Source organism: Microbacterium oxydans (genome assembly GCF_006540085.1).
GTDB lineage: Bacteria > Actinomycetota > Actinomycetes > Actinomycetales > Microbacteriaceae > Microbacterium > Microbacterium oxydans.
Map to the genome: position 1 here is coordinate 465,462 of NZ_BJOG01000001.1, position 26,159 is coordinate 491,620.

General features: G+C 69.4%; 20 protein-coding genes. 7 read left to right on the top strand and 13 right to left on the bottom strand.

Going from position 1 to position 26,159, the window contains the following annotated elements; translation table 11 throughout:
* Nucleotides 1-43: 43 nt before the first annotated feature.
* From MOX01_RS02200 to msrA, 3 genes are all read left to right on the top strand, one after another.
* Nucleotides 44-2,998 (top strand): exo-alpha-sialidase, encoded by a 2,955-nt coding sequence (locus MOX01_RS02200; protein WP_141368203.1) that lies wholly within the window; start codon nt 44-46, stop codon nt 2,996-2,998.
* A gap of 139 nt (nt 2,999-3,137) precedes the next feature.
* The gene (gene msrB, locus MOX01_RS02205) at nt 3,138-3,626 is read left to right on the top strand and encodes a peptide-methionine (R)-S-oxide reductase MsrB (protein WP_113680086.1); all 489 of its coding nucleotides are present in this window, start codon (nt 3,138-3,140) and stop codon (nt 3,624-3,626) included.
* Nucleotides 3,623-4,168: a peptide-methionine (S)-S-oxide reductase MsrA gene (gene msrA, locus MOX01_RS02210; RefSeq protein ID WP_058632294.1), complete on the top strand. Its 546-nt coding sequence runs from the start codon at nt 3,623-3,625 to the stop codon at nt 4,166-4,168. The genes msrB and msrA overlap by 4 nt, the downstream gene beginning before the upstream one ends.
* Nucleotides 4,169-4,252: 84 nt before the next feature.
* On the opposite strand, the gene MOX01_RS02215 is transcribed toward msrA, so the two are convergent.
* The 3 genes from MOX01_RS02215 to MOX01_RS02225 all read right to left on the bottom strand — a co-directional run bounded on the left by MOX01_RS02215 (nt 4,253) and on the right by MOX01_RS02225 (nt 7,166).
* Complete coding sequence (locus MOX01_RS02215; protein ID WP_174799745.1) at nt 4,253-5,068, bottom strand: alpha/beta fold hydrolase; 816 nt, start codon at nt 5,066-5,068, stop codon at nt 4,253-4,255.
* A gap of 156 nt (nt 5,069-5,224) precedes the next feature.
* Entirely contained in the window at nt 5,225-6,676 is a 1,452-nt protein-coding gene (locus MOX01_RS02220; RefSeq protein ID WP_113680087.1) for a catalase, read from the bottom strand.
* A 67-nt stretch (nt 6,677-6,743) separates the two neighbouring features.
* On the bottom strand, nt 6,744-7,166 hold the full coding sequence (locus tag MOX01_RS02225; RefSeq protein WP_058632292.1) for a Fur family transcriptional regulator: 423 nt from the start codon (nt 7,164-7,166) through the stop codon (nt 6,744-6,746).
* A 200-nt stretch (nt 7,167-7,366) separates the two neighbouring features.
* Between MOX01_RS02225 and MOX01_RS02230 the strand changes: the two genes are divergently transcribed.
* Nucleotides 7,367-10,915: a CLIPPER-2 domain-containing protein gene (locus MOX01_RS02230; protein ID WP_170224088.1), complete on the top strand. Its 3,549-nt coding sequence runs from the start codon at nt 7,367-7,369 to the stop codon at nt 10,913-10,915.
* 24 nt (nt 10,916-10,939) lie between these two features.
* On the opposite strand, the gene MOX01_RS02235 is transcribed toward MOX01_RS02230, so the two are convergent.
* From MOX01_RS02235 to MOX01_RS02280, 10 genes are all read right to left on the bottom strand, one after another.
* On the bottom strand, nt 10,940-11,905 hold the full coding sequence (locus MOX01_RS02235) for a squalene cyclase (protein ID WP_141368205.1): 966 nt from the start codon (nt 11,903-11,905) through the stop codon (nt 10,940-10,942).
* Nucleotides 11,906-11,947: 42 nt separating this feature from the next.
* Nucleotides 11,948-13,984: a hypothetical protein gene (locus MOX01_RS02240; RefSeq protein WP_141368206.1), complete on the bottom strand. Its 2,037-nt coding sequence runs from the start codon at nt 13,982-13,984 to the stop codon at nt 11,948-11,950.
* Between the two features lie 4 nt (nt 13,985-13,988).
* On the bottom strand, nt 13,989-14,972 hold the full coding sequence (locus MOX01_RS02245) for a glycoside hydrolase family 130 protein (RefSeq protein WP_113681481.1): 984 nt from the start codon (nt 14,970-14,972) through the stop codon (nt 13,989-13,991).
* Nucleotides 14,973-15,001: 29 nt separating this feature from the next.
* Complete coding sequence (locus MOX01_RS02250; RefSeq protein WP_141368207.1) at nt 15,002-15,844, bottom strand: carbohydrate ABC transporter permease; 843 nt, start codon at nt 15,842-15,844, stop codon at nt 15,002-15,004.
* On the bottom strand, nt 15,841-16,737 hold the full coding sequence (locus MOX01_RS02255) for a carbohydrate ABC transporter permease (protein WP_141368208.1): 897 nt from the start codon (nt 16,735-16,737) through the stop codon (nt 15,841-15,843). The genes MOX01_RS02250 and MOX01_RS02255 overlap by 4 nt, the downstream gene beginning before the upstream one ends.
* Before the next feature lie 4 nt (nt 16,738-16,741).
* Nucleotides 16,742-18,007 carry an extracellular solute-binding protein gene (locus MOX01_RS02260; RefSeq protein WP_141368209.1) on the bottom strand — a complete coding sequence of 422 codons (1,266 nt, stop codon included), beginning with the start codon at nt 18,005-18,007 and terminating at the stop codon, nt 16,742-16,744.
* Nucleotides 18,008-18,060: 53 nt separating this feature from the next.
* Entirely contained in the window at nt 18,061-19,050 is a 990-nt protein-coding gene (locus MOX01_RS02265) for a LacI family DNA-binding transcriptional regulator (RefSeq protein WP_141368210.1), read from the bottom strand.
* A 130-nt stretch (nt 19,051-19,180) separates the two neighbouring features.
* Complete coding sequence (locus tag MOX01_RS02270; protein ID WP_141368211.1) at nt 19,181-20,122, bottom strand: J domain-containing protein; 942 nt, start codon at nt 20,120-20,122, stop codon at nt 19,181-19,183.
* 70 nt (nt 20,123-20,192) lie between these two features.
* Complete coding sequence (locus MOX01_RS02275; protein ID WP_141368212.1) at nt 20,193-20,846, bottom strand: IMPACT family protein; 654 nt, start codon at nt 20,844-20,846, stop codon at nt 20,193-20,195.
* Nucleotides 20,847-20,876: 30 nt separating this feature from the next.
* Nucleotides 20,877-21,863 (bottom strand): aldo/keto reductase, encoded by a 987-nt coding sequence (locus tag MOX01_RS02280; protein ID WP_061015895.1) that lies wholly within the window; start codon nt 21,861-21,863, stop codon nt 20,877-20,879.
* Nucleotides 21,864-22,081: 218 nt separating this feature from the next.
* On the opposite strand from MOX01_RS02280, the gene MOX01_RS02285 reads away from it, so the two are divergent.
* Genes MOX01_RS02285 through MOX01_RS02295 form a run of 3 tightly spaced genes read left to right on the top strand, consistent with a single transcriptional unit; the run spans nt 22,082 to nt 26,122 of the window.
* Entirely contained in the window at nt 22,082-24,205 is a 2,124-nt protein-coding gene (locus tag MOX01_RS02285) for an MMPL family transporter (RefSeq protein ID WP_141368213.1), read from the top strand.
* Nucleotides 24,171-25,502 (top strand): sensor histidine kinase, encoded by a 1,332-nt coding sequence (locus MOX01_RS02290; RefSeq protein ID WP_141368214.1) that lies wholly within the window; start codon nt 24,171-24,173, stop codon nt 25,500-25,502. Before MOX01_RS02285 ends, MOX01_RS02290 begins: the two co-directional genes overlap by 35 nt.
* Nucleotides 25,499-26,122 carry a response regulator gene (locus MOX01_RS02295; protein WP_141368215.1) on the top strand — a complete coding sequence of 208 codons (624 nt, stop codon included), beginning with the start codon at nt 25,499-25,501 and terminating at the stop codon, nt 26,120-26,122. The genes MOX01_RS02290 and MOX01_RS02295 overlap by 4 nt, the downstream gene beginning before the upstream one ends.
* Nucleotides 26,123-26,159: the final 37 nt, after the last annotated feature.

Here is a 26,159-nt window from a genome sequence, read left to right on the forward strand (position 1 = left end):
GACATCAGACGTCTGATTTCCGCACGAACAGAAAGGTCTGTCCATGCACGTTCCTCTCCCGCCCGCCTCTCGGAATGGCCGTGGCCGCCGTCGCCCGCTGCTGCGATACGGCACTATCGCGGCGCTCGTCCTCGCCCTCACCCTCCCCGCCACCGCAGCTTCGGCGGCCCCCGCCCCCGGGTACCTGACCGATCCGAACGCCGATCCGGGCGACTACCTCGAGCTGAACATCGGTGCCGACCGTACCGCCGCGAACTACTTCTACCGCATCCCCGCGCTCGCCCACCTCGGCGACGGCGTGGTCCTCGCGTCGTGGGATGCCCGACCGGGGAGCGCGGCCGACGCCCCCAACCCGAACTCGATCATCCAGCGCCGTTCGACCGACAACGGTCGCACCTGGGGCCCGCTGCAGATCATCGCGGCAGGGAAGACCGGAAGCGGCCAGTACGGCTACTCCGACCCGAGCTACGTCGTCGACCGGGAGAGCGGCCGCGTCTTCGCGTTCTTCGTGCACTCCAAGGACCAGGGATTCCAGGGGAGCGCCTACGGAGACGACGACGCGAACCGGCAGGTCATGGGCGCCGCGGTGATCCACTCGGACGACGGCGGTGCGACATGGAGCGCCCCGCGGCTGATCACCGACGTCGCCAAGACCTCGAACGGCACCACCAGCGCAGGCGTGTACACGCCCGTGGCGGGGGACGTGAAGGGCACGTTCGCGACGTCGGGCGAGGGCATCCAGCTGCGTTACGGCGCCCACGCGGGCCGACTCATCCAGCAGTACGCCGGCACGGTGCGGCAGTCGAACGGATCGACGGCGATCCAGGCGTACTCGGTGTACTCCGACGACGGCGGTGTCACCTGGGAGCGCGGCGAGTATGTCGGCACCGGCATGGACGAGAACAAGGTCGTCGAGCTCTCCGACGGCCGCGTCATGCTCAACTCGCGCGACAGCTCCAACGGCCGTCTGCGCAAGGTGGCGATCTCGACGGACGGCGGCCACAGCTACGGGCCGGTCACCCGTGACCCCGAGCTGCCCGACCCCACGAACAACGCCTCGATCACGCGCCTGCACCCGGACGCCCCTGCGGCCAGCGTCGACGCGAGGAAACTGGTCTTCACGAACGCCAACAACGGCGCCGACGGCAACCGCGTGAACGGGGCGGTGCGGCTCTCGTGCGACGACGGCGAGACCTGGCCGGGCCTGCGCACGCTCGAGACCGGCACGTTCGCCTACTCCAGCGCCACGGCGATCGACGACGGCAGGGTGGGGGTGCTGTGGGAGGCCGGATACACGAACACCATGCAGTTCTCCTCGTTCGACGAGGCGTGGATGAACGCGGTGTGCGCCCCGCTGTCGGTGCCGCAGACCGCTCTCACCCCCGGTGCGGCCACCACGGTTCCGGTCACCGTCACGAACCAGGAATCGACAGCGCTCAGCGGTGCCGTCACCTTCCACACTCCGACCGGCTGGACGGCGACCACGGCGCAGGTCACCGGCCTCGCACCGGGCGCGAGCGCCACCGTGAACGTGCAGGTCACCGCACCGCAGGGAGCCGCGGGCGCCCAGCGTCTGCAGGCCGCCTTCACCGCGGCCGACGGACGGCTGAGCCAGACGACCGCGACGCTCACGCTGCCGCAGTCGTCGGTGCTCGGCGCGACGCTCACAGCGACCAACACGTCGGCGGCGCGGAACGTCGTGACGAATCCGTACACCGTCGGCGAGCAGCTGAGCTTCCAGGTGCGGGTCGTGAGCACGGCGGGCATGAACACGGTCGTGACCCCGGCGGCGAACACCTTCACCACCGGCTTCGCCCCCACCGCGTGCCGGTGGCTGAACCTGCCGGCGTACGACGCCTACAACTGCAGCACCCCGCGGCGTACGCTCACGCAGGCCGACATCGACCGCGGCTGGTACACGCCGGAGTTCAGCTTCACCGTCGCGCCGGTCGACGGCTCGGCCCCCGCTGTCACCGTGACCCACGCGGCCGCGCCCGTGGTGCTGCGCGACGGCGTGCTCGCGGCGACGATCACGGGAACGCGGGCGGATGCCGGGCGAGACCTGGCGGCGACCCCCTACGCGGTGGGTGAACAGGTGCCCTACGGCTTCCGGGTCGACAACCGCAGTCCGGTCACGGTCTCGGTGGTTCCCGCATCCGGCGACTTCTCGCCCTTCCTCCCGCCGGGGGCAGGAAACTGTCGGTATCGGGACCTGCCGGTCGGCGCGGGGTACGACTGCGGGACCGCGCGCCACACGGTGACCCAGGCCGACATAGACCGCGGCTTCTTCGTCGCCGACACGACGTGGACGGTCGAGGCGGCAGGGCAGTCGACGAAACGCATCGCCGTGGTGGGCGGCGAGGTCGATGTGATCGTGCGCACCCCCGGGGTGTCCGGCGCAGCAGTGGGTGAGTGGGCGGACGGGAACGGGAACGGCGTGGCCGATGCCTCCGACACCGTGACGTGGACCCGCACCGTCGAGAACATCGGCAACGTCGCGCTCGATGCCGTGACCGCTGCCGGAGCGGACGTGGGGGTGCTCGCCCCCGGTGAGAGGACGACCCTCGATCCGATCGTCGTCCGGCTCACGACCGACGACATCGCGCGCGGGTCGATCGATTCGGCCCCCTTCGATGCGGCGGCGGTGAACGGGGCGCTCGAGGTCTCCGCTTCGATCGACGCCTCGCCGCTCGTGCTTCCCATCGCCGCCGCATGGAGCACCGGGACCGTGTATGCCGAGGGGCAACTCGTCTCGCTCGACGGGCGCCTGTGGCAGGCGTCGTGGTGGACGCGCGACCAGCGCCCAGGCGACCCCGTCGGTCCGTGGCAGGAGCTCGTATCCGACGCGGAGGGAGCGACCGTGTGGACGGCCACCCGCGTCTTCACCGCCGGCGATGCTGTCGTGCACGACGGCATGCGTTTCGAGGCGAAGTGGTGGACCCGCAACCAGCAGCCGGAAGCTGCGACGACCGGCGGCCCGTGGCGGACGCTCGACTGACGCTCCTCCGCAGAGGGGGCAGCCGACGAGCGTCCTGAAAACTCACAGCCCGTTCCCAGGGCTGCGGGACCAAATCGGGCCGCTCGTCGGTTCTTCTCTGAGACGGCGCAGCCAGCGACGTCGGAGAAGGAGCCAGATCATGTCGAACGACTACGGCAAGACCCCCGAGGCCGTCAGCGGCCTCACCCACCTGCAGTACGAGGTGACGCAGCAGGACGCCACAGAGCCGCCGTTCCGCAACGCCTACTGGAACAACCACGACGACGGCATCTACGTCGATGTCGTGTCCGGCGAGCCCCTGTTCTCGTCGACCGACAAGTTCGACAGCGGTACCGGCTGGCCGAGCTTCACGAAGCCCATCGACGCCGACGCGGTGACCACGCGCACCGACCGGTCGCTGTGGATGAAGCGCACCGAGGCCCGTTCCGCCGGTGCGGACAGCCATCTCGGACACGTCTTCGACGACGGACCCCGCGCCGAGGGCGGTCTGCGCTACTGCATGAACTCCGCGGCCCTCCGCTTCATCCCGGCGGACAGCCTGGAGGAAGAGGGGTACGGTCGCTACAGCGTCCTCTTCGCACGCCCCACCACCACCGACACCCCCGACACCGCTGAGGAGCAGTCATGACCGACGACGGAAACATCACCCGCACCCCTGGAACCGAGACGGCCGTGCTCGCCGGCGGCTGTTTCTGGGGCATGGAAGACCTGATCCGCCGTCAGCCCGGCGTGCTCGACACCCGCGTCGGCTACACCGGGGGCTCGAACGACCACGCGACCTATCGCAACCACCCCGGCCATGCCGAGGCGGTCGAGATCGTGTTCGACCCGACGAAGACGACGTACCGCGACATCCTCGCGTTCTTCTTCCAGATCCATGACCCGTCGACCAAGGACCGTCAGGGCAACGACATCGGATCGAGCTATCGTTCCGCGATCTTCCCGCTCACACCGGAGCAGGAGACGGTCGCGCGCGACACGATCGCCGACGTCGACGCGTCCGGTCTCTGGCCCGCGAAGGCCGTCACCACGATCGAGCCGGCCGGTCCCTTCTGGCAGGCCGAGGAGGAGCACCAGGACTACCTGATCAAGTACCCGAACGGCTACACCTGCCACTTCCCGCGTGCGGGATGGGTGCTGCCGAAGCGCGACGAGGCCGCCGCCGTCTGAGCGCATCCCGACGTGTGGCCCGGTCGCCTGTCGACCGGGCCACACGTGTGTCGGATGGGTCTCTGCGGGCTAGGACTCGGCGGGCTAGGACTCGGCGGGCTGGGACTCTGCGAGGAAGGCCACGGCCGCTTCCTTGAAGTCGCGGGAACCGGGGGCATTGAAGTGGTTCCGGTTCGGGATCTCGAAGAACCGACCGTCGGGGGCGGCCGCGGCCAGAGCCCGCGAGCCCTCGATGATCGCGTCCTTCGACCCGGTGGCGAAGAGGATCGGTCGAGTCGGCGCATCCGAGGGGTCGGGGTCGATCATGCCCGATGCCCGCATGCCCTCGGCGAGTGCGACGAGCGCCTGCAGGTCGTTGCCGGGCACCCGCTCGGTCAGCGCGATGTAGTTCTGTGTCGTCCGGTCGGCCACCGGCGTGCCATCGGCGATGTAGGCCCGCACCTGATCGAGGTCGAGCCGCGCGAGAGGGATGCCGTCCGGCACGCCTCCGAGCACCGCCCGTCCGATGCGATGCGGCAGCTCGCGGACGACCTCCCAGCCCACCCGCGCGCCGAGGGAGTACCCGACGTAGAACGCGTCGTCGACGAGGTACGTGTCCATCACGGTCTCGACGTCGGTGACCAGGGTGCGGATGCGATAGCCGTCGGGGTCGTGCGGCTTCTCGCTGAGGCCGTGCCCCCGCTGGTCGAGCGCCAGCACCCGATAGCCCGCACGCGTGAGCTCACGCACCCAGCCCGTGAGCACCCAGTTGTCGCGCGCGTTCGATGCGAAGCCGTGCACGATGACCACGACCGGGGCGTCGAGCTCACCCCAGGTGTAGGTCGCCAGCCGGGTGCCGTCGGCGGCGTACACGTGTTGGGGTGCGGGCATGCTGGTCAGGTCGGAGAGAGGGACGGCCACCTCTCCATCTTGGCCCTGTTCGCGGACGCGGGGCTCAGACGCCTTCGCGGGTCTGGGTGATGGGGCGGGCATCACCGGGCCACGGGGCACTGTGAGAAACGGCCCCCGGGGACCGAAGTCACCGGGGGCCGTTTCTCGTTCCGACGATCGCGAGGGTCAGACCCGATCGCGCAGGGCGGCACCGAGCTCGGCGTCGACGTTCGTCCAGTACTGGAAGAAGCGCTCGCGGATGGCGTCGACCGTGATCGAACGCCCCTGACCGGTCAGGGTCTCCAGGAAGCGCGCGCGCTGCTCACCGTCGAACACGTCGCGGTAGAGCGTGCCCGGCTGGCCGAAGTCGTCGTCCTCGGCGTGCAGGGTCGCGGCGGAGCGCTGGATCTCGCCGTCGGCTTCCCAGTTCACCTCGATGCCCTTCGACGGGTCGGCCTCCGGTCCGCCTGCCGCTCCGTAGGAGTTCGGCTGGTAGGTGCGGTGCGCGGCATCGTTGAACTGGTAGCGCATCGAGCCCTCGTGCTGGTAGTTGCGCGCCTCGCTCGCGTGCGGCTGGTTCACCGGCAGCTGGTTGTAGTTCGGGCCGATGCGGTGACGCTGGGCATCCGGGTAGGCGAAGATGCGCCCCATCAGCATCTTGTCGGGGGAGATGCCGGTGCCGGGCACCTGGTTCGATGGCGAGAAGGCGGCCTGCTCGATCTGCGCGAAGAAGTTCTCCGGGTTGCGGTTCAGGGTCAGGGTGCCGACCTTGATGCGCGGGTAGTCCTTCTTGGAGATGGTCTTGGTGAGGTCGAACGGGTTGAACCGGTAGTCCTTGGCCTCGTCGTACGGCATGATCTGCACGTAGAGGTCCCACTTCGGGAACTCGCCGTCGGCGATCGAGCGGAACAGGTCGCGACGGTAGTGGTCGGCGTCCGACCCGGCGAGCTGCTCGGCCTCTTCGTTGCTCATCGCCTCGACGCCCTGCTGCGAGATGAAGTGGTACTTCACCCAGAAGACCTCGCCCGCGGCGTTGATCCACGAGTAGGTGTGAGAGCCGTAGCCGTTCATGTGGCGCCAGCTGAGGGGGAGACCGCGGTCTCCCATGAGATACGTGACCTGGTGGGCGCTCTCCGGCGACAGGGTCCAGAAGTCCCACTGCATGTCGGGGTCGCGCAGGCCCGAGTCGGCCAGTCGCTTCTGCGAGTGGATGAAGTCCGGGAACTTGATCGCGTCGCGCAGGAAGAACGTCGGAGTGTTGTTGCCGACGATGTCGAGGTTGCCCTCCTCGGAGTACATGCGGAGCGAGAAGCCGCGCACATCGCGCCAGGTGTCGGGCGAACCCTGCTCGCCGGCGACCGAGGAGAAGCGGATCAGGGTCTCGCTCGTCGCTCCTGGCTGGAAGACGGCTGCCCGCGTGTAGGCGGACACGTCTTCGGTGACGACGAACTCGCCGAACGCGCCGCCGCCCTTCGCGTGCGGGTTGCGCTCCGGCACCCGCTCGCGGTTGAAGGCCGCGATCTTCTCGACCAGGTAGTGGTCGTGCAGGACGGTGGGGCCGTCGGCACCGACGGTGAGCGAATGCGTGTCGCTCGCGATCGGGGCTCCGGCCTGCGTGGTGGTGGCAGGTTTCGTCATGGTGTTCTCCTTCTCCGCGTGGGCACGACGATCACCCCCATCCGGGGACGGGCGATCGGCGGCCCTGCTACTGCGCGGCGTTCTGGCAACTGGGGCACAGGCCCCAGAAGGTGACTTCGGCTGTCTGGACGGTGAATCCCCCCGTCGAGGACGGGGTGAGACACGGAGCTTCACCGACGACGCAGTCCACATCGCCGATCGCACCGCAGGAGGTGCAGACGACGTGGTGGTGGTTGTCATCGATGCGCCGCTCGTAGAGCGCTGCGGAACCTGCCGGTTCGATCCGGCGGATGAGACCCGCCGTCGTCAGGTCCGCGAGGATGTTGTGCACCGACTGGATCGACGTGGTCGGCAGCACTTCGGACACGGCGCGGTAGACCCGCTCCGCATCCGTATGGGCCATGGAGTCGAGAGCCTCGAGAACGGCGACGCGGCCCGCGGTCGCCCGAAGCCCAGCGCCGCGAAGCGCCGAGTCGAGTTCTGTCTCCATCCCCCGAGGCTACCTTGTTTTTTGAATAACTCAAAAGAAAGAATTCCGGCATGCCGCGTCCGGCTGCGGGGAGAACCGGAGATCTAACCCAGGTGAGGTCCCAAAAGAGTCCTGGGAATCCGGCGAGCCCTCCGCTACTCTGGGCAAAATCACAGCTTGGGCGGCGTGGTGGTCGCGCGAGCGAAGCCGAGGGAGCCTCGATGCCGTCTCAGACCAGCCAGCCCGGTGTCCTGTCGTCTGCGCGAGAAAAGCAGCGCCGATCGTTTCTGGCTCGTCTTCGCGTCTCCCGTGCGCGTCGGAAGCCCTTTGCCGTCGTCGCGCTGCTGACTCTCGTGCTCGCTGGGCTCGTCGTCCCCGCGACGACGGCCACCGCCGCCCCCGGTGACGCCGCACAGCTGTACCTGGGCCCGTCCTACGAGGGGCCGACCGTCGGATCGGACAAGGATCTGACGGCACCGACCGAGTGTCCGTCGAACTCCGTCCTCACCGGGGTGCAGACGGAGAACCGGCAGAACGTCCCCACGAACAGTGCGAACTCGATCCTGGTGCGATTCAGCATCCAATGCTCGACGATCACCGTGAACAACGCCGGGATCGTCACCGGCACCGTGAATCCGACCTGGATCACCGGACCCACCTGGGATCAGAGCCGCGGCAACGTGCAGACGGGCACCTGCCCCGCCAACACTTTCGTGCACCGCATCACCGGCACGACTTTCGTCGGTGACAACGGCAGCCGTTGGCCGTCGTCGGTGCAGATCACCTGCCGCCCCATGACTCTCGCGCCGGCGGGCGCGATCCGCGTCGATCTGGCCGCGACCCCGACGGTCATCACCATCGGTGAGAACTTCAACACGAACGGGGGCCTCGACACGCCGACCCCGCGCTGCGGCCCCGCAGACACGACCGGCACCAGCGACATCCTGGTCCGCGGCTACCGCGCGCAGAGCGGCGGGGAGGGCATCGACGGGTTCAACCCCTCGTGCGCCACGGTCCCCGACGACTTCGGCGACGCGCCAGCCAGCTACGGTTCCGTCTCCCACGAGCTGAACGCCGCGACCTACCTCGGCTGGTCGGCCGATGCCGAGACCGCGATGCAGTACAGCGCGAACGCGACCGGCGACAACCAGGTCGGCGGAACCGCGCCGAACCAGTTCATCAACGATGAGAACGGCGTCGCGACCTTCGGGCCGATCACGGCAGGGGTCACCGGCAGCTACTCGGTCTCGGTGCTGGTCTCGAACAAGGTGGAAGGTGTGGCCGCGACGCTCGTCGGCTGGGTCGACTTCAACCGGAACGGCGTCTTCGACGCGAATGAAGGCGTGTCGACGGTCGTGCCGGCAGGAACTCCCGATGGCTCCTCCGTCACGCTCACCTGGCCGGGCATCATCTCCCAGACCGTGGCGGGGCCGACGTTCGCGCGGTTCCGGATCGCCAACGGCACCGGCTTGACCACGTCTACGCCCACGGGTACCGGAGACCCCGGTGAGGTGGAGGACTATGCCCTCACCATCGCTGCGGCGAACCCCGGAATCTCGCTGTTCAAGTCCGCGTCGCCGTCCGGTCCGGATGACTTCACGGTCGGACAGGTCATCGACTACACGTTCGTGGTCACGAACACGGGCGATGTGCCCCTCACCGACATCAGCGTCGACGAGACCGCCTTCACCGGCTCCGGCACTATGTCGACCCCGGTCTGCCCGACGACGCCTCTGGCTCCTGGGGCACAGGCGACCTGTACTGCGAGCTATACGCTCACACAGGCCGACATCGACAGCGGTTCCCTCTCCAACACCGCGACCGCGACGGGCGTCCCGCCGGGCATCCTCGTGCCCCCGGTCTCCCCACCCTCGACCGTGAACGTGCCGGCGACATCCACGGCCGCGCTCACCCTCGTGAAGAGCGCTGACACCGCAGAGATCACCGCAGCGGGGCAGGCCATCGCCTACTCGTTCCAGGTGACCAACTCCGGCAACGTGACGCTCACGAACGTGACCGTGGATGAGACGGCGTTCTCCGGCACCGGAACGCCCCCGGTGATCACCTGCCCGGCGGGAGCCGCCTCGATGATCCCTGGCGCGCAGATCACGTGCACGGCGACCTATACGACGACCGTCGCCGACTACAACTCCGACTCCCTCGACAACACGGCCACCGCGACCGGCACCCCGCCCTCGGGCACGCCGCCGGTGTCGCCGCCGTCGAGCGTCGAGATCCCCGTCGCCTCGGCACCGGGGCTGACCGTGGCGAAGACGGCCGATCGCACGCAGCTCACGGCGGCGGGCGAGACGATCAACTATTCGTTCCTGGTGACGAACACCGGCAACGTCACGCTCACAGGCGTGACGGTGAACGAGACGGCGTTCTCCGGGACGGGGACGCCTCCGGTGGTCACGTGTCCCGCCGGCGCGGCGTCGCTCGCGGCAGGGGCGACCGTGACCTGCACGGCGTCGTACGTCGTGACACAGGCCGACATCGACTCGGGCGGCGTGACGAACACGGCGACGACCACCGGTACCCCGCCTACGGGTGAGCCTCCGGTGTCTCCGCCGTCGACCGTCGTCGTCCCCCCTAACCCCGTGCCCGGCATCAGCGTCGTCAAGTCGGCGAGCCCGAACACCCCTGACGCCTATCAGGTGGGACAGGAGATCACCTACTCGTTCGTCGTGACCAACACCGGCAACGTCACTCTCACCAACGTGACCGTGAACGAGGAGGACTTCTCCGGTTCGGGAACGCTGTCTCCTATCCAATGCCCGGCAGGCGCGGCTTCCCTCGCTCCGAGCGTTCAGATCGTCTGCACCGCCACGTACGTGCTGACCCAGGCGGATGTGAATGCGGGGCAGGTCACGAACAGCGCGACGGCGACAGGGGTTCCGCCCGGTGGTCTCGTTCCTCCGGTCTCGCCGCCTTCTGAGACCGAAGTCCCCATCGTCCCGGCTCCTGCGATCAGCATCGTGAAGTCGGCGACTCCTGCGACGATGACGGCCGTGGGCCAGACGCTCGCGTACTCGTTCGTGGTGACCAACACCGGAAACGTCACCCTCACCGACGTGACGGTCGACGAGACGGCGTTCTCCGGCTCCGGTTCACTGTCCGCGATCGTGTGCCCGGCGGAGGCTGCGAGCATGCTGCCCGGTCAGATCGTCACGTGCACGGCGGAGTATCAGACGACGCAGGCCGACGTGGACTCGGGTCTCCTGACGAACACCGCCATCGCCACGGGCACCCCGCCGTCGGGGCAGCCACCGGTCTCGCCGCCTTCGACGGTCGAGGTCCCGTTCGACGGGACCAACTCGCTCGCCCTCGAGAAGCGAGCGAACCCGGTCGACGTCAACGGCAACGGTGTCATAGACCCCGGCGACCGTATCGAGTGGACGATCATCGTCACGAACACCGGCGCGCAGACCATCGACGACATCGTCGTCAGCGACCCCACGGCTGGTCCGGTCACCTGTCCCGCCACGAGCCTCGGCTCGGGAGCGCAGATGACCTGCACGGTGCCTCCACACACCGTCACCACCGCCGACGTCGGTCGCGGCCAGGTGCGCAACGTCGCAACCGCGACGGGTGTCCCGCCCGGCGGCGGAACGATCGTGCCGCCGCCGTCGGAGACGACCACGCGGGTGTTCCCGCCGCCGCCGCCCACGCTGGCGGTCACGGGAGGCACTCTCTCGGCCGCTCTCATGGTCGGGGGACTGATGCTCGTCCTCGGGGCCGCTCTCCTGCGCCGTCGGCGCACGACGTGACGTCGGCTCGTCGGTGCGGACGGTTCAGCGGCCGTCTGCACCGTCGAGCACGCGCGTGCCGATGAGGGTGAGCCATCGCGACGGCGCTCCCTCCTCGGCATCGACCGGGAACCAGGTGCGCCCGGGGAGCGCAGCGCCCTGCAGCCAGGTGCCGTCGTCCTGACGTGACCGCCTCACGAGATCGAGCGCATCGGTGATCCGCGGATCGGACACGCCTCCCTCGTGCAGGCGGGCGTCGCGGAAGTGGTCGAGTGCGGTCAGCGCGCTGTACTGGTGCCGACTCGGGTAGACGAAGTGCGAGACGAACGGGCCCACGAGCTTGCCCGTCGACTCGCGGTACAGCAGTCGGCGGCGCAGCAGATACTCCTCGCCCCGGTGCCTCGCCTCGCGCAGGGAATCGTCGCCGGTGAGACGCTCATACGACAGCATGCCGCGCAACGCATTGAGGGTCGAGTGGAACGAGGAGCGCACGGAATCGCCCTCCTCCGCCTCGCAGTTCCATCCGCCGTCGTCGAGCTGGTGCGCCGGGAACCAGCGGGCGAGTTCGGAGACATCGACTCCCAACCAGGCGCCGTTCGCCAGCGTGAAGGCGTTGATGCACACGTCGACCTCACCGCCCCAGAACGGCAGATCCTCGTACTCCCATCGGCAGTTGCGCGCAAGGCGCTCGGCTGTGTCTCCGAGCGCCGCGGCCTCGACGCCCCATTCCCGAAGCTGATTCAACGACCAGCTCGTGGCCGTCCAGGGCTGTATCGGCTGACGCGCCTCCTCGGTCTCGAAGTAGCCGCCCGGGAAGTGCGCTCCGCCGGCCCACTGCCCGTCGGCGTCCTGATGCGCGAGCAGGGCCGCACCCAGTCCCTCGGTCGCCACGCGTCGCCGGGTCGCCTGCCACACCCGTTCCGGTGCTCCCAGGAGGTCGCGTTCCACCTGCCAGCGCAGCGCCGGATCGGAATCGAGCAGCCAGTCCTTGGTCCGAGCCGTGATCGCCATGGGGGCACGCTACCCGTCGACCTGCGCCCCGGGAAGGCGGGTCTAGCTGCGCGTGACAGTGAAGCCGGCTCCGCGGACGCGCACCCTTCCCCCACCGACAGCCTGCCCGCGCTGCGAGCCATCGGCCTCGTAGGCGCGTCCCGACCCCGCAGCCAGGGGCGCGACGCGCTGGTCTCGCCCCGTTCCGTCGGCGTAGAGCACGGCGGTCCCGCTCGTGGTCGCGTACACGGCGGAAGCGACGGCAGGTTGGATCAGGAGTGCGTCGAGACGCACGTCTCCGCGGCTCGTGCAGCGCACGGTCACGGCCTCGCCCGGCAGATCTCCTCCCAGTCGCTGAGGCACGAGCATCCCGTCGGCCTCGGTCAACCCTCGCTCTCCTGTGCCGCCGGCGGGCGTGGTCGAGCGCCACAGCCGCTTCCGGCCACGGAACACCTCCCACACCGCGTCGCCGACCTCGGCGGACTGCCGCCAGATCAGGCCGTGCAGGATCCCGCCCGCCTCGGTCACGTCGAACTCGACCCATTCGCCGCGAGGGATGCGCACGTATGCGCCGCCGGAGAGGTTGCCTTCACCGATCCAGGCGCCGCCCTCCGGCTGCTCGACCGTTGAGCCGGGCGAGAGTCGTGCGGTCTCCGCCTCCAGCACCCGCAACCCCGAGAACGACCGCAGCCCGGTGATCGATGTCGCGAGGTCGGCCGCATCCCGGTTCGCGTCGAGCAGCTGCATGGTCAGCAGCCCGTGGATCGTCGACTCGGCACCCGAGTTGCGGTTCACCCGCCCGTCGGTCTCGACACCATCGAAGGTGACCCCGGTCGCTGTGTCGTACACCGGAACGCCTGCCGTGTTCGCGCCGAAGAACCATCCGGCGGCGAGTCCTGCGAGCACGCGGAGTCCTTCCCCTCCGACCGCGGACGCCTGGAGCGCGCCGGCCACGCGACCGTGCGCGCCGTAGGCGATCTGCGCTTCCGCCGGAAGCGGCGCCCACGCATTGTGCGGCCCGCCCGATGCGAGCACCTGCGGGGTGAAGCGTCCGGCATCGGACAGCGCGGCCTCCGACCAGGCTCGTCGACGCAGCAGCGCCCCTCCTCGGGCCAGAGCCTCGGGGGCTGCGGCGCCCCACGCGTGCCAGAACCCGAGCGATCCGGTCCACGGCAGAACGGCGCCGAACGGCCAGCCCTGCGAAGGGTCGCTCGCCATCGCCGCGACACCGTCGCCGTAGGTCTGCAACGCAGCGCGGCTGCGTGAGTCACCGGCCTCGGTCGCGGCGACCAGACCGAGCATGGCCTCGGCCGTGGCATCCGCTCCTCCGGCGATCAGCCACCCCGGCAGCCGGCGTCCGTCGCTGTGCACCCACTGCCCGGCGCGCGAGAGCGACTCCCGACCGAGCGCGTCGAGGCACAGGTGCAGGCGGGCGAGGAGGAATGCTGCGAACTCCGGATCGTCGCGACGGAAGGCCGCGTAGCCCTCGCCGAAGGCCCAGACCGAACGGGCGAGCCAGTACGACTCCGCCGAGTCGGAGGGGTCGGGCAGCTCGACAGGGACGGCACTGGGGGTCAGGGTGCCGTCCGCCTGCTGCCACAGCACCACGCGCCCGGCATTCGGACCGGAGGCGGTCTGCAGGAAGGCGAGTGAGCGGAGCACGTCGCGGGCCTCGTCACGGCTCTGCGCGTCGCCCGCTGCCTTCCATTCGCGCAGGAACACGATGGCTGCGCGGGCGATGTCGTCGGCGTTGTACGCGCCCTGCGACCAGTGTCCCGTCACCGCATCCCGTGTGCCACCGCCGACCGGGCGATAGCCGCCTGCGCCGTCGGCGTCGGCGTAGGTCCAGGGCGCGCGGACCGCCGGTTGCGCCTCGATTCCGAACGTGGTGTGGGTCGCGCTCGCGACGACGGGAACATCGGCGAGGAGGAATCGCAGGTGGGCGAGGTTCGTCAGCCGTGGTCGACGCGCAGCCTCGGACGGCAGCACTGCGGTGCCGGTCGCAGTGTTCGTCGCGCCCCTGGCGGCGTCGACGGGGAGGAGGGCGAGCGCGGAGGCCGCCGCCGTGAACGCCAGGAAGGTGCGTCGAGAGGCGTCCATGCCCTCACGCCTCTCCGCCGTCGCGCAGCGCGCGACCCCACGACTCGGCCGGATCGTGGATCGCGACCGCCAGAGTCGTGTCGGATTGCCCGTAGTACGCGAACCACTTTCCGTGGAACTTCACGAGCCCCTCCACGAAGGTCACGTTCGAGACGAGCCCGTGCATGTCCTCGAAGGTCTGCGGGCGCAGCCACGGCTCCTGCAGGCGGGCGATGACCTTCGTCGGCTCGTCCGGGTCGATGGCGATCTGCCCGCAGCGGTAGTCGACGTCGACGGTGCCGTCGTCGTGCACCACGCGGGTGGCGCCGTTCGTGAGGAACAGCAGCAGGCCGTTGTCGGTGACCACAGGGGAGGTGCCGATTTCGACCAGCGCCTCGTCCCAGGTGCCGGGCGTCGGCGAGTACATCGGCTCGGTGTCGGCGGTGCCGGGAGTCCAGTGGATCAGGTCGTCGCTGGTCGCCCAGTAGATCGCGCCCTCGCCGAAGTACATCCACCACTTGCCGTGCATCCGCTGCGGAACGATGACCCCGGCCTTGGACCAGTTGAAGCCGCGCGGATCCATGGTCTTGAAGGTGTCGAAGTCGTCGAAGAGCGGGCCGTGCTTGGTCCAGGTGCGCAGGTCGGTCGAGGTCGCAAGGCACAGCTGTGCACTCCGGCGGTCCCAGCCCGTGTAGGTGAGGTAGTACGTGCCATCGATCAGCGCGATGCGCGGGTCTTCGCACCCGTAGGTCTCGTAGTCCTCGGAGGGGGAGAGGATCGGCGCATCCTCTCGGGTGAACGTCACTCCGTCCGTCGATCGGGCGATGCCGATGTGGGAGACGATGTCGTCTGCGTGCGCCCGGTAGAGCAGCACGACCTCGTCGCCGTCGACGATGGCCGCCGGGTTGTAGAGGTTGGCCGACTCCCAGCTGTCTCCGCGCGGACGCAGGATCGGGTTGCCCTCGTAGGGCGTGAACGGACCGAGGGGGAAGGAGGCTCCGGAGAACATGGGGGCCCTTTCTTGCTGGGGGATGGAGGCTAGCCTTTGACGGCCGCGCCGAGATCGGTGGCCTTGAAGAAGCGCTGGAAGACGACGAACAGGATGACGACGGGGAACGCGAGCGCCGTGGCGCCGGCGAGGATCGCACCGTTCGGGTTGGCCGTGGACTGCGCCACGTTGGAGATGTAGTTCGCCAGTGACACGGCCAGCGGCTGCAGGCTCGCATCCTTCGTGATGAGGAAGGGCCAGAGGAACTCGTTCCAGGGGCCGATGAAGGTGACCAGCACGACCGTGACCAGCACGGGGCGGATGAGCGGGATCGCGACGGATGTCAGCAGACGGATCTCGCCCGCACCGTCGATCCGCGCCGCTTCGAAGATCTCCACCGGCAGCGCCTTGAAGAACTGTACGAAGATGAACACCGCCGTGGTGTTGATCAGGAACGGCAGGATCATGCCCATGTACGAGTCGCCGAGGCCGTAGTTGCGCGTGATCTGCACGTAGAGCGGGATCATCAGCAGCTGGAACGGCACCATCTGCACGAGCAGCATCAGCACCCAGATCACGCCGCGCCCACGGAAGTCGAGACGGGCGATCGCGTAGCCGGCGAGCAGGCCGAACACGACGGTCCCCAGCAGCACGCCGGCTGTGAAGATCAGCGAGTTCAGCAGGGAGCCGACCAGGTCGATGCGCGAGTCGATCGCGACGAAGTTGTCGACCGTCCACCCGCTCGTCGGGAACAGCTCGCTGGGGGAGTTCGTCGGACTCTCCTGGAACGCCCCCACGATCATGAAGTAGAACGGGAAGGCGAAGCCGATGGCCGCGATCGTGAGCAGGACGATGCTCAGGATGCGGGGGACTGAACGCGTGCGCTTCATCATCGCTCCCTGGTCGCGCGGTTGGCCGCCAGCGAGAGCATGCCGACGAGGATCACGAGGATCATGCCGATGGCCGCTGCGGTGTCGGGGTTCTGCTGCTGGATGCCCAGCTGATAGATCAACAGCACCGGTGTGGTCGACGCGCCGTCGGGCCCGCCCCCGTTGGTGAGCAGATACGGCTCGGTGAAGAGGTTGGCTCCGGTGATGATCGACAGGATCAGCACGAGCGTCGTGGCGCTGCGCACTCCGGGGATCGTGACGTGCCGGAAGCGCGAGAACACCCCGGCACCGTCGGTCTCCGCCGACTCGTACAGCTCCTTCGGCACGTTCTGCAGCGCCGCCAGATACAGCAGGATGTAGAAGCCGAGCTGCTTCCAGGTCACGTAGAACGCGATCATCGGCATCGCGAGTCCGCTGTTGACGAGCCACGACGGGTCGGGAGCGAGCGGGCCGAGGATCGTGTTGATCAGCCCGTTGCCCGAGAACAGCAGCATCCACACGCCGACCAGCGAGACGCTCGCCGTGAGATACGGCACATAGAACGCGACTCGGTACGCCGCGACCCACCGGATGCCGGTGTTCAGGGCCGCGGCGAGCACCAGGGCGAGCACGGCCGTGAGGGGCACGTTGATGACCAGGAAGATCAGGGTGTTGCGGAACGAGCCGAGCACCCGCGGGTCGGTGAGCACCGTGACGAAGTTGTCGAAGCCCACGAACGGGCGGTCGACCTCGGTGCCGGGAGCGGTGAAAAAGTAGTCGTGGAAGGCGATGTAGACCGCGAACGCGAGGGGGTAGGCGAAGATCGCGATCACGAACACGAAGTAGGGCAGCGCGAACAATCCGCCGATCGGTTGCGCACCCAGCCATCGGGTGCGCAACCTCTTCTTGTCGGTCATGGTGTCACTCGGCGACGAGCGCGTCGATCTTCTTCGCCGCGTTCCCGAGGAAGTCGTCGATCGACTCCTTGTCGAAGATCACGGCCGAGGAGTACTCGTCGCGGAATGCCTGCCACGCCTCGACGGAGTTCGGGATGCTGGGCACGTCGGCGGTCTTCTCGGCCTGCTCGGCGAACGCCACGTAGTTCGGGTTCGCGGCGAAGTAGTCGCCGTAGGTGTCGGTGAGGCCGGTGCGCATCGGCATCTGCCCCGTGGCCTCGAGCAGCTGGCCGTCGCTGTCCTCGCTGGTGGAGAACTTCAGGAACTCCCACGCCGTGCCCTGGTTCTTGCACGCCGTGAACATCGACACGCTCTTCGAGTCGGCGAACGTCGTGGGGGCCTCGCGGCCGTCGCTGGTCGGCACCGGCATGAAGCCGACGTCGACCGTGTCGGCGTAGGAGGGGATCGCCCAGGGACCGGCGAGCTGCATGGCGGTGGTGCCGGCCGACATCGCGTCATCGGTCGAGGCCTCGTTCGGCGACAGCTTCTCGTCGTAGAAGGTCTTCCAGAACTCGGAGACGGTGCGCCCGGCATCCGAGTCGAAGGTGGACTTGCCGTCTTCGACGAGCATCGTGCCGTCTGTCTCGGCCAGGTACAGCGGATAGAAGTCGAACCACGGCTGGTAGAACTCGCTGGTCGGTGCCGGCCAGATCGCGCTCTGCACGCCCGAGGCGACGATCGCCCGCGACCCCTCGAGGAACGAGTCGTACGTGTTCATCTGCGGGTTCTCGGGGTCGATGCCCGCGGCCTGGAAGAGCGCCTTGTTGTACATGACCATCACGGGGTTCGACTTCCACGGGAGCTGGTAGAAGCTGCCGTCGCTCGCGTAGGCGTCGACATCTCCGCCGCGCTCGGTGATGTAGTCGCTGCCGCCGTCGATCTTGCTGAGGTCGACGAGTCCGCCCTGCTTGACCCAGCCCGAGACCGCTGCCGGTGCCACGTTGTAGACGAGGCAGGGAGCAGTGCCCGCGGTGATCGCGGCGGTGATCGCCTCTTCCGACGATGAGCCGGCGGGGATCTCCTGGGCCTTGACCTTCTCGTCGGGGTGCTCGGCGTTCCAGGCCTCGACCACGGCGGTACCCCAGGCGAGTTCCTGCTCGTTGTTGGAGAGCCAGATGCTGATGGGCCCGGTGCCGTCGGCGGATCCTTCGCCGCCGCCCCCTCCGGCCGAGCATCCGGTGGCGATGAGAGCGGTGGCGCCGATCAGGGCGATTGCGCGGAGCTTCTTCATGGTGTCCTCCTTGACACTGCGGGTGATGACGCTGCGGGTGATGCGGATGCCGACTAGCTGGTGCTCTCCCGGAAGTGCACGACGTTGCAGTCGACGATCTCGGTGCGCGGCTGCGCGCCGAGGATGTCCGCCCGCAGGAGGCGGGCGGCGGCGCGGCCTCGGGCCGCGGGGTCGGATGAGACGCTGGTCAGCGCCGGGGACAGGTGGGCGGAGAGGTGATCGTCGTCGAAGCCCGAGATCGCGAGATCCTGTGGGATCGACAGACCCTGGGATCGGGCGTACGAGAGCCCGGCGATGGCCATGGTGTCGTTCGAGTAGAGGATCGCGGTCGGCCGTTCGGACAGAGCGAGGAGCTCGGCGGTGCTCGTGCGCCCGCTCGCAGCGGTGAAGTCGCCCTCGCGGAGCAGCTCGTCGTCGCCGATCGCTGCGACATAGGCGTCGGCACGCGCCTTCGAGTGCACGTACTCGAGCGGCCCGGAGACGTGGGCGATGCGTTCGTGTCCGGCTGCCCGGAGGTGCGCGATGATCTCGCGGACCGGGGCGGTGTCATCGGTGCGCACGCACGAGAATCCGGTCGGCTGGTCGTAGGCGCCCACCAGCACGGTCGGCAGACCGAGGTCGTCGAGGAACGGGACGCGCCAATCGTCGGTGCGCAGATCGAGCAGGAGCGCGCCGTCTGCGCGGCCGTGGGTGAGCGTGCGATAGGCGCGCTCTTCGGCGTCGCGGTCGGGGACGACCTGGAGCAGGAGTGCCGTCTCGGTCTCGGCGAGCACCGACTCGACGCCGGCGATGAACGCGGGGAAGAAGGAGTCGTTCGCGATGACCTGGGGGTCGCGAGCGAGCACCACGGCGACGGCGTTGGCCCGACGGGTGGCGAGGGCTCGCGCGCTCTGGCTCGGTGCCCAGTTCAGCTTCTCGGCCGCAGCGAGCACCTTCGCCTTCGTCTCGTCGGAGATCGGGCGGTTGCCGCTGAGGGCATGCGAGACCGTGGCCTTCGTGACGCCTGCTTCGCGAGCGACATCGGCGATGGTCGTGCGGCTCATGCCACCTCCTCGTGGATTCCGAACGCTCCGATGCGCTCATCGGTGAACCGGTTTGACGAGTGTAAACCGGTTTGATCGTGGAAGTCAACGATGCCCTCCGATTCATCCGGAGGTATGGCGAGAGGCGGGATCAGACGAAGCGGACGGTCTGCTGCAGCCGGGTGCGCACGTCGAACAGCTCGTTGCCGCCGATCGCTCGCGCCTGCGGGACGCCCTGGCGCAGCACCATGGCGAGGGCGCTGCGTCGTACCACGACGACCGGGACTCCGCGGCTCGTGCCCAGCGGCGTGACGGCCTGGGCGAGGTCGTCATCGGGCAGCACGATGATCGCGCCGCCGAAGCGCACGCGCGCAGCCTTGGCGATCGTGCGCATCCTGCTGAGCGCGGCGGTGACGGGCGCGCGGGTTCCCAGGCTCGGGCCGGTGATCTCGCCGCGGCGGAAGCCGACGACCCCTCCGAAGTCCTCCGACATCACGCCGTACAGGCCGGATGGGCCGAGCACCACGTGATCGAGCTTGTCGTCGGCATCCGCTCCCACCGCGACGTCGTGCCACACCGTGAAGCCCATGCCGAGGTCGGACACCGTGCGGGCCGTGGCCTCTTCTGCCAGGGCGTCGGCGAGGAGTCGACGCAGATCGCGCGGAGCCGAGCGCACGAGGGCGGGGTCGTAGGGATCGGGCACCTCGACGCCGCGGCCGACCCATTCGCGGATGAGTGCGAGGTAGCGCTCACGACGCCATCCGCCGGGGTGGCCGTAGGAGCGGGCGCGGGGGCGGGTGTCGGTGCGGGCTGCGGGCGGGCGCCACCCGCTCCACTCCGCCGCGGGGTCGGCTGCTGCGCCGGGCGTCGTGGTCGGTACGCCGGTGCGGCGGTCGTAGGCGGCGCGGCTCTCGACGGTGCCGACCAGCTCCCACGCGCGCTGCACCTGGATGAAGACCGCAGCGTCGCCGCCGGTGTCCGGATGCGTCTGGCGCAACCTCAGACGATAGGCACGGCGCAACTCGACGTCATCGACGGTGGGGTCGACTTCGAGGATCTCGTAGGCCGAAGCCGAGAGCGGACTGTCGAACATCGCTCTCCCTCCGCGACCGCGGCATCCAGGATATCCGCCGCTCCTTGTGGGTTGGCCGATCCGACAAGCCTCAGACGGGCACGTCGACGATGCGCTCCACCCCGAGGACCGGGGTGATCGAGCCGGCGGATGCCGCGGCCAGGTCATCGGCCAGGCGGGGGAGCTCTTCTTCGGGCGCCCACAGTTCGAGCGTGGCCATCGCCGCGTATGCGGGGTCGCCGAGCGTCGCGCCGTGATGCGTCGCCCACTCGCGCAGCAGATTGTCGTAGCGCCCCGCCTCGGCGTGCGGCACCTCGAGCGTGACCTGTCGGAGGGCCGCTCGCCGCACGAGCGAGGCCAGATCGAGCGCCTCGGACACGGCGGAGGAGTAGGCACGCACCAGGCCGCCCGCGCCGAGTTTCACGCCGCCGAAGTAGCGGGTCACCACTGCGACCACATCGGTCAGGTCGCGCCGCCGCAGCACTTCGAGCATCGGGATGCCCGCGGTCCCCGACGGCTCACCGTCATCAGAGGACCGCGCCTGATCGCCGAGCAGTCCGGTCACCATCGCGGTGCAGTTGTGGTTGGCGTCCCACGCCCGCTTGCGGATGCCGGCGATCACGGCCTCGGCCTGCTCGACAGAAGCCACGGGCTCGATGCGGGTCAGGAAGCGCGACTTGCGGATGACGATCTCGTGCTCGACAGCGGTCGCGATGGTCGCGGGGTAGCTGCGGGCCGAGGTCACCCGCTTCACGATACCGAGGCCGCACGTCGGTCAACGGTCGACGAACGCCATCTGCTGCGGGTTGTAGCGGTCGCCACTCACCCCGATGCGCGTCGCGAGGGTCGAGAGGTCGGCGACCTCGTCGGCCGAGAGCGCGACGGCCGTGCTCCCGGCGTTCTCCGCGATACGCGCGGTGCGCCTTGTGCCGGGGATCGGCACGATCCACGGCTGCTGGGCGAGCAGCCAGGCCAGCGCGATCTGCCCGGGGGTGGCCTCCTTCGCCGCGGCCAGCTCGGCCACGTGCGCCACGAGCGCCTGGTTCGCCGCCCGGTTCTCGGCCGTGAACCGCGGGATCGTGGCGCGGATGTCCCCGGCGGCGAAGTCGGCCGCGGTGTCGACGGTGCCGGTCAGGAATCCCTTGCCGAGCGGGCTGAAGGGTACGAAACCGATGCCCAGTTCGGCGAGCACCGGCAGGATCTCGGCCTCGGGGTCACGGGTCCACAGCGAGTATTCGCTCTGCAGTGCGGTCACGGGGTGCACGGCGTGGGCGCGGCGGATGGTGTCCGCCGACGCCTCGGAGAGCCCGAAGTGGCGCACCTTGCCTTCCGCGATCAGCTCGCCGACGGTCCCGGCCACGTCCTCGATCGGCACCTCGGGGTCGACGCGGTGCTGGTAGAACAGATCGATCACATCGGTGCGCAGACTCCGCAGCGAGGCCTCGGCCACCCGCCGTATCTGCTCGGGACGGCTGTTCAATCCGACACTCTTGCCGGACTCGATGTCCCACCCGAACTTGGTCGCGAGCACGACGCGATCCCGCAGGGGTTCGAGCGCCTCGCCCACCAGCTCTTCGTTCACGTACGGGCCGTACACCTCGGCCGTATCGAAGAAGTCGACGCCGTGATCGAGTGCCGACCGCAGCACGGCGATCATGTCGTCGCGGCTGCCCGGGTTGGGTCCGTAGCTCTGCGACATGCCCATGCAGCCGAGGCCGACCGCCGAGACCTGCAGGCCCTGTCCGAGAGTACGCGTGTGCATGGGGTGGTCCTTTCCTCGTGGTCGCAGACGGATCGGCGGCGCTGGACCCGACGTTACGCGCGGGCACGATCGCGAGGGAGTCCCTGACAGAACCCCGCTGACCGGAACCCCGCTGACCGGAACCCCCTTCCAGGTGTGGGCGGATCCATCGAACGGTGGAGAGGGGCGTCAGCCCCCTGTCCGATCCCCGCGACGGAAGCGGCGGCTGGACTGGATGCATGCTCCGCACCCTCCGTTCCCTGCCCCTGTGGCTCACCTCGCGGCACGGCGGGTGGATCTCCCTGCTCGTCGCGCTCGTCGCGTTCACCGCTCTGCTCGGCGCGCTGGGTCGGGCATCGCTCCCCGCGGGAAACGATGTGGCTCCGCCGGACTCCGAATCCGCGCGGGCGGCCGTGCTCGCCGCGGGCTTCGACGATGCGGACGAGGTCACGGTGCTCCTGGTCGCGACCAGAGACGACGGTGCGCAGCTCGGCGATGCCGACCTCGACGCCCTCTCCGATCTCGCGGCGGACGTCCGAGCCGAGACCGGGCGCGAGCCGCACGGACCGATCGTCAGCGACGACGGAGAGGCCGCGGCGATCCAGGCGACGCTGACCCTGGAAGACGACGATGCCGCCGCGGACGCCGTGCGCGATCTGCGCGGCACCGTGACGCAGCATCCGATCGACGGGGTGAGCGTAGAGGTCACCGGCGGACCGGCGTTCGGTGTGGACGTCGCCTCGGCGTTCGACGGAGCCGACTTCACGCTGTTGATGGTGACCCTCGGGATCGTGGCGCTGCTGCTCATCGTCACGTACCGCTCGCCTGTGCTGTGGATGGTCCCCCTGGTGGTGGTCGCGCTCGCCGATCAGCTGGCGAACAAGGCGACGGCGGCGGTCGGGGCGGGTCTCGGACTGCAGTTCGACTCCGGCATCGTGAGTGTTCTCGTCTTCGGCGCCGGCACGAACTACGCCCTCCTGCTGATCTCGCGCTATCGCGAGGAGCTCGCGCGCGAGACCGACCACCGCCGTGCCCTCGTGGGCGCATGGCGGGCCACTGCACCGGCGATCGTCGCCTCGAACGTGACCGTGGTCCTCGCTCTGTCGACCCTGACCCTTGCGGTGATCCCCGGTACACGCGGGCTCGGTATCGCGTCGGCCGTGGGACTCCTGATCGCGCTCGCCGCCGTGCTGCTGGTGCTGCCACCCGCGCTCGCCGTATGCGGGCGGCGCCTCTTCTGGCCGTTCGCGCCGCGGGTGGGCGACGCCGCCGTGACGGGTCGTGTGTGGGGTGCGGTGGCGCAGCGCGTCTCCCTGCACCCGTGGGTGCCCCTGGTCGGTGCGCTCGCGTTGCTCGGCGTCTTCGCGGGTGGTCTCGCGGGGGCCTCGGTCGGGCTCACGCAAGTCGAGAAGTTCCGTGTCGCTTCCGAGTCGGCGGCGGGTCTCACAGCGCTCGGCGAGCACTTCCCCGCGGGAGAGGCCCAGCCGATGATCGTGATCGGCGATGTGGCGGACACCGATGCGCTGACCGCGGCGATCGGCGATGTGCCCGGGGTGCTCCGGGTGTCGACGACGGGGGAGAGCACCGACGGCGCGCTCGTCCGGCTGCTCGTCGTGGGACATCCCGCGCCGGGAACGCCCGAGAGCCTCGACCTGGTCGGGGCAGTGCGAGAGGCCGCGCACGCCGTGCCCGGTGACGCCGTGGTCGGTGGCCCGGTGGCGGCCGACCTCGACGCCCGCGAGGGCAACCAGCACGACCTGCTCCTGATCGTTCCCCTCGTGCTCGCGGTCAGTCTGCTCGTGCTCATCGTGCTCCTGCGCTCCCTGGTGGCACCCGTGTTGCTGCTCGCGGTGAACATCCTCAGCGCGGTCGCCGCGATCGGTGCGGGCACCTGGCTGAGCCGAATCTTGTTCGGATGGGAGGCGCTGGACCTGCAGGTGCCGCTGCTCTCGTTCCTGTTCCTCGTGGCGCTGGGGATCGACTACACGATCTTCCTCGTCCACAGGACTCGCGTGGAGGCACGGACCGTCGGCACCCGTCAGGGGATGGTGCGCGCACTCACGGCGACGGGTGGCGTCATCACCAGTGCGGGCGTCGTGCTCGCCGCGGTGTTCGCCGCGCTCGGATTGCTGCCCCTGGTCACGCTCGGGCAGATCGGGCTCATCGTCGGCATCGGAGTGCTGGTCGACACCTTCGTGGTGCGCACACTGGTGGTTCCGGCGATCTTCGCGATCGTCGGCGAGCGGATGTGGTGGCCGGGAACCGCAGGGCGGAGACGATCCCGCGCGGATCGAGGCGGAGAACGGCCGGACGGGGGAGAATACGAGCATGCCGCCGTCGCCAGCACCCGAGATGCGAGCTGAGTCGTCGCGGCCGGAGTCGTCGCGGCCGGAGCGCGCGGCAGGCTTCCGCGCTCCGCGCACGTGGGCGAGCCTGGTGGGGTCTATCCGGATCGGCCAGGCCGTCATCACCGTGGTGCTGCTCGTGGTCGGAGCCTGGCGCGCTGCGGCGGACGGCGTCCCGCTGCCGTGGGTGCTCGCCCTCTCGCTCGTCTTCCTCGGCTGGTACGGAGGAGGGTTGCTGCTCAGCGAGCGCACCTCCGACCGCCGTCTGGCGACGTGGTGGCTGCTCGGACTCACACTCATCTGGCTCGGCGCGGTCGTGGTGTCGCCGGAGTTCGTCTGGCTCGCGTTCCCCCTGTGGTTGCTCGCCGGGTTCGTGATGCGCCTGCGCTGGGCGCTGCTGCTCAGCGCGGCCGTCCTCGTCGTCGTGGTGACCGCTCCGCTGCTGCACACCGGCACCACGACCTATGCGAACGTGATCGGGCCTCTCGTCGGCGGAGTCTTCGCTCTGGGGATCTCCCGCGGATACCTCGAGCTCGTCCGCGATGGACGGGAGCGACGCCGACTGATCGCCTCGCTCGTGGCCACCCAGGAGGAGATGGCCGCGCTGCAGGACGAGCTGGCTCGCACCCAGCGCGAGTCGGGGGCGAGCGAGGAGCGCACCAGGGTGTCGCGCGACATCCACGACACCGTGGCGCAGAGCCTGTCGTCCATCGGGATGCTCACGCGGTCCGCCCTGGAGGCGGACGACCCGGCGCAGCACACCCGTGCCCTCGAACAGATCGGTGCGCTCGCTGCGGAGGGGATGGCCGATGCGCGGCGCATCGTGAACGCCCTGATGCCGGCCGAGCTCGAATCCACCGCGCTCGGCGACGCCCTGGCCCGCATGCTCGAGCGCCTCGCCGAGGAGACCGGGATCGAGGCGACGCTGCACGCCGACGACGACCTGCCGTCGCTCGGCATCGACGCCGAGGTCGCCCTGTTGCGCACGGCGCAGTCGGCCCTCGCGAACGTCCGCTCCCACGCATCCGCGACCAGGGTCGTGGTCACCCTCGCGGACGCCGGCGACGCGGTGCGGCTCGACATCGTCGATGACGGGATCGGTTTCGACGCGCGGCAGTGGGACCGGCAGCGGGACGCGCAGGGTGGCGTCGGCAGCACGGGTGGTGGCTACGGTTTGCGTTCGATGCGCGCGCGCCTGCGAGAACTCGGCGGAGGGCTCGACGTGGAGAGCGCCCCGGGAGACGGCACCGCGCTCTCGGCGCACATCCCCTTCGGCGGCGCCGCTCAGGGGCGACGGAACGGAGGGGAGGGATGACCGCGGTGCGCGTGCTGCTCGTCGACGACCACCCCATCGTCCGGGCCGGCGTGCGCTCGCTGTTCGACCATCGCGGTGACGTCGAGGTGGTGGGGGAAGCGGCATCCGGTGAGGAGGCCGTGGCCCTTGCGCGGCACCTGCATCCGGACGTCGTGCTGTGCGACCTGCGGCTCGGGGAGGGCATGGACGGCGTGCAGACGACCGCCGCCCTCCGCGCGCAGGAACCGGCACCCGCGGTGCTGATCCTGACGACGTTCGACCGCGACGCCGAGATCCTGGGGGCCATCGAGGCGGGAGCCGCGGGCTACCTCCTCAAGGATGTGGCGCCGGACGACATCGCGCGCGCGATCCGCCAGGCGGCGTCGGGAGCGCTTGTGCTCACCCCCGAGCTCAGCGAGAGGGTGGTGCGGGTGATGCGTGCGCCGCGGGTGCGCCTGACCGACCGGGAGCTCGAGGTGCTGCGTCTGCTCGACACCGGAGCATCCAACCGCGAGATCGCGAAGACCCTGTTCGTCACGGAGGCCACCGTGAAGACCCACCTCGTGCACGTGTTCGAGAAGCTCGGTGCCGACAGCCGTGCACGCGCCATCGCCATCGCGCACGACACCGGTCTGCTCTGAGCCGTCTGTCTGCTCTGAACGGCTGGGTCCTCTGAGC

Coding starts and splice junctions, on each gene's coding strand:
- MOX01_RS02245 (WP_113681481.1), bottom strand. CDS start 14,972: ATGTTCTCCGGAGCCTCCTTCCCCCTCGGTCCGTTCACGCCCTACGAG.
- MOX01_RS02225 (WP_058632292.1), bottom strand. CDS start 7,166: ATGGAGACAGAACTCGACTCGGCGCTTCGCGGCGCTGGGCTTCGGGCG.
- MOX01_RS02240 (WP_141368206.1), bottom strand. CDS start 13,984: ATGGACGCCTCTCGACGCACCTTCCTGGCGTTCACGGCGGCGGCCTCC.
- MOX01_RS02295 (WP_141368215.1), top strand. CDS start 25,499: ATGACCGCGGTGCGCGTGCTGCTCGTCGACGACCACCCCATCGTCCGG.
- MOX01_RS02255 (WP_141368208.1), bottom strand. CDS start 16,737: ATGACCGACAAGAAGAGGTTGCGCACCCGATGGCTGGGTGCGCAACCG.
- msrB (WP_113680086.1), top strand. CDS start 3,138: ATGTCGAACGACTACGGCAAGACCCCCGAGGCCGTCAGCGGCCTCACC.
- MOX01_RS02260 (WP_141368209.1), bottom strand. CDS start 18,007: ATGAAGAAGCTCCGCGCAATCGCCCTGATCGGCGCCACCGCTCTCATC.
- MOX01_RS02230 (WP_170224088.1), top strand. CDS start 7,367: ATGCCGTCTCAGACCAGCCAGCCCGGTGTCCTGTCGTCTGCGCGAGAA.
- msrA (WP_058632294.1), top strand. CDS start 3,623: ATGACCGACGACGGAAACATCACCCGCACCCCTGGAACCGAGACGGCC.
- MOX01_RS02235 (WP_141368205.1), bottom strand. CDS start 11,905: ATGGCGATCACGGCTCGGACCAAGGACTGGCTGCTCGATTCCGATCCG.
- MOX01_RS02270 (WP_141368211.1), bottom strand. CDS start 20,122: ATGTTCGACAGTCCGCTCTCGGCTTCGGCCTACGAGATCCTCGAAGTC.
- MOX01_RS02290 (WP_141368214.1), top strand. CDS start 24,171: ATGCCGCCGTCGCCAGCACCCGAGATGCGAGCTGAGTCGTCGCGGCCG.
- MOX01_RS02265 (WP_141368210.1), bottom strand. CDS start 19,050: ATGAGCCGCACGACCATCGCCGATGTCGCTCGCGAAGCAGGCGTCACG.
- MOX01_RS02280 (WP_061015895.1), bottom strand. CDS start 21,863: ATGCACACGCGTACTCTCGGACAGGGCCTGCAGGTCTCGGCGGTCGGC.
- MOX01_RS02220 (WP_113680087.1), bottom strand. CDS start 6,676: ATGACGAAACCTGCCACCACCACGCAGGCCGGAGCCCCGATCGCGAGC.
- MOX01_RS02200 (WP_141368203.1), top strand. CDS start 44: ATGCACGTTCCTCTCCCGCCCGCCTCTCGGAATGGCCGTGGCCGCCGT.
- MOX01_RS02285 (WP_141368213.1), top strand. CDS start 22,082: ATGCTCCGCACCCTCCGTTCCCTGCCCCTGTGGCTCACCTCGCGGCAC.
- MOX01_RS02250 (WP_141368207.1), bottom strand. CDS start 15,844: ATGATGAAGCGCACGCGTTCAGTCCCCCGCATCCTGAGCATCGTCCTG.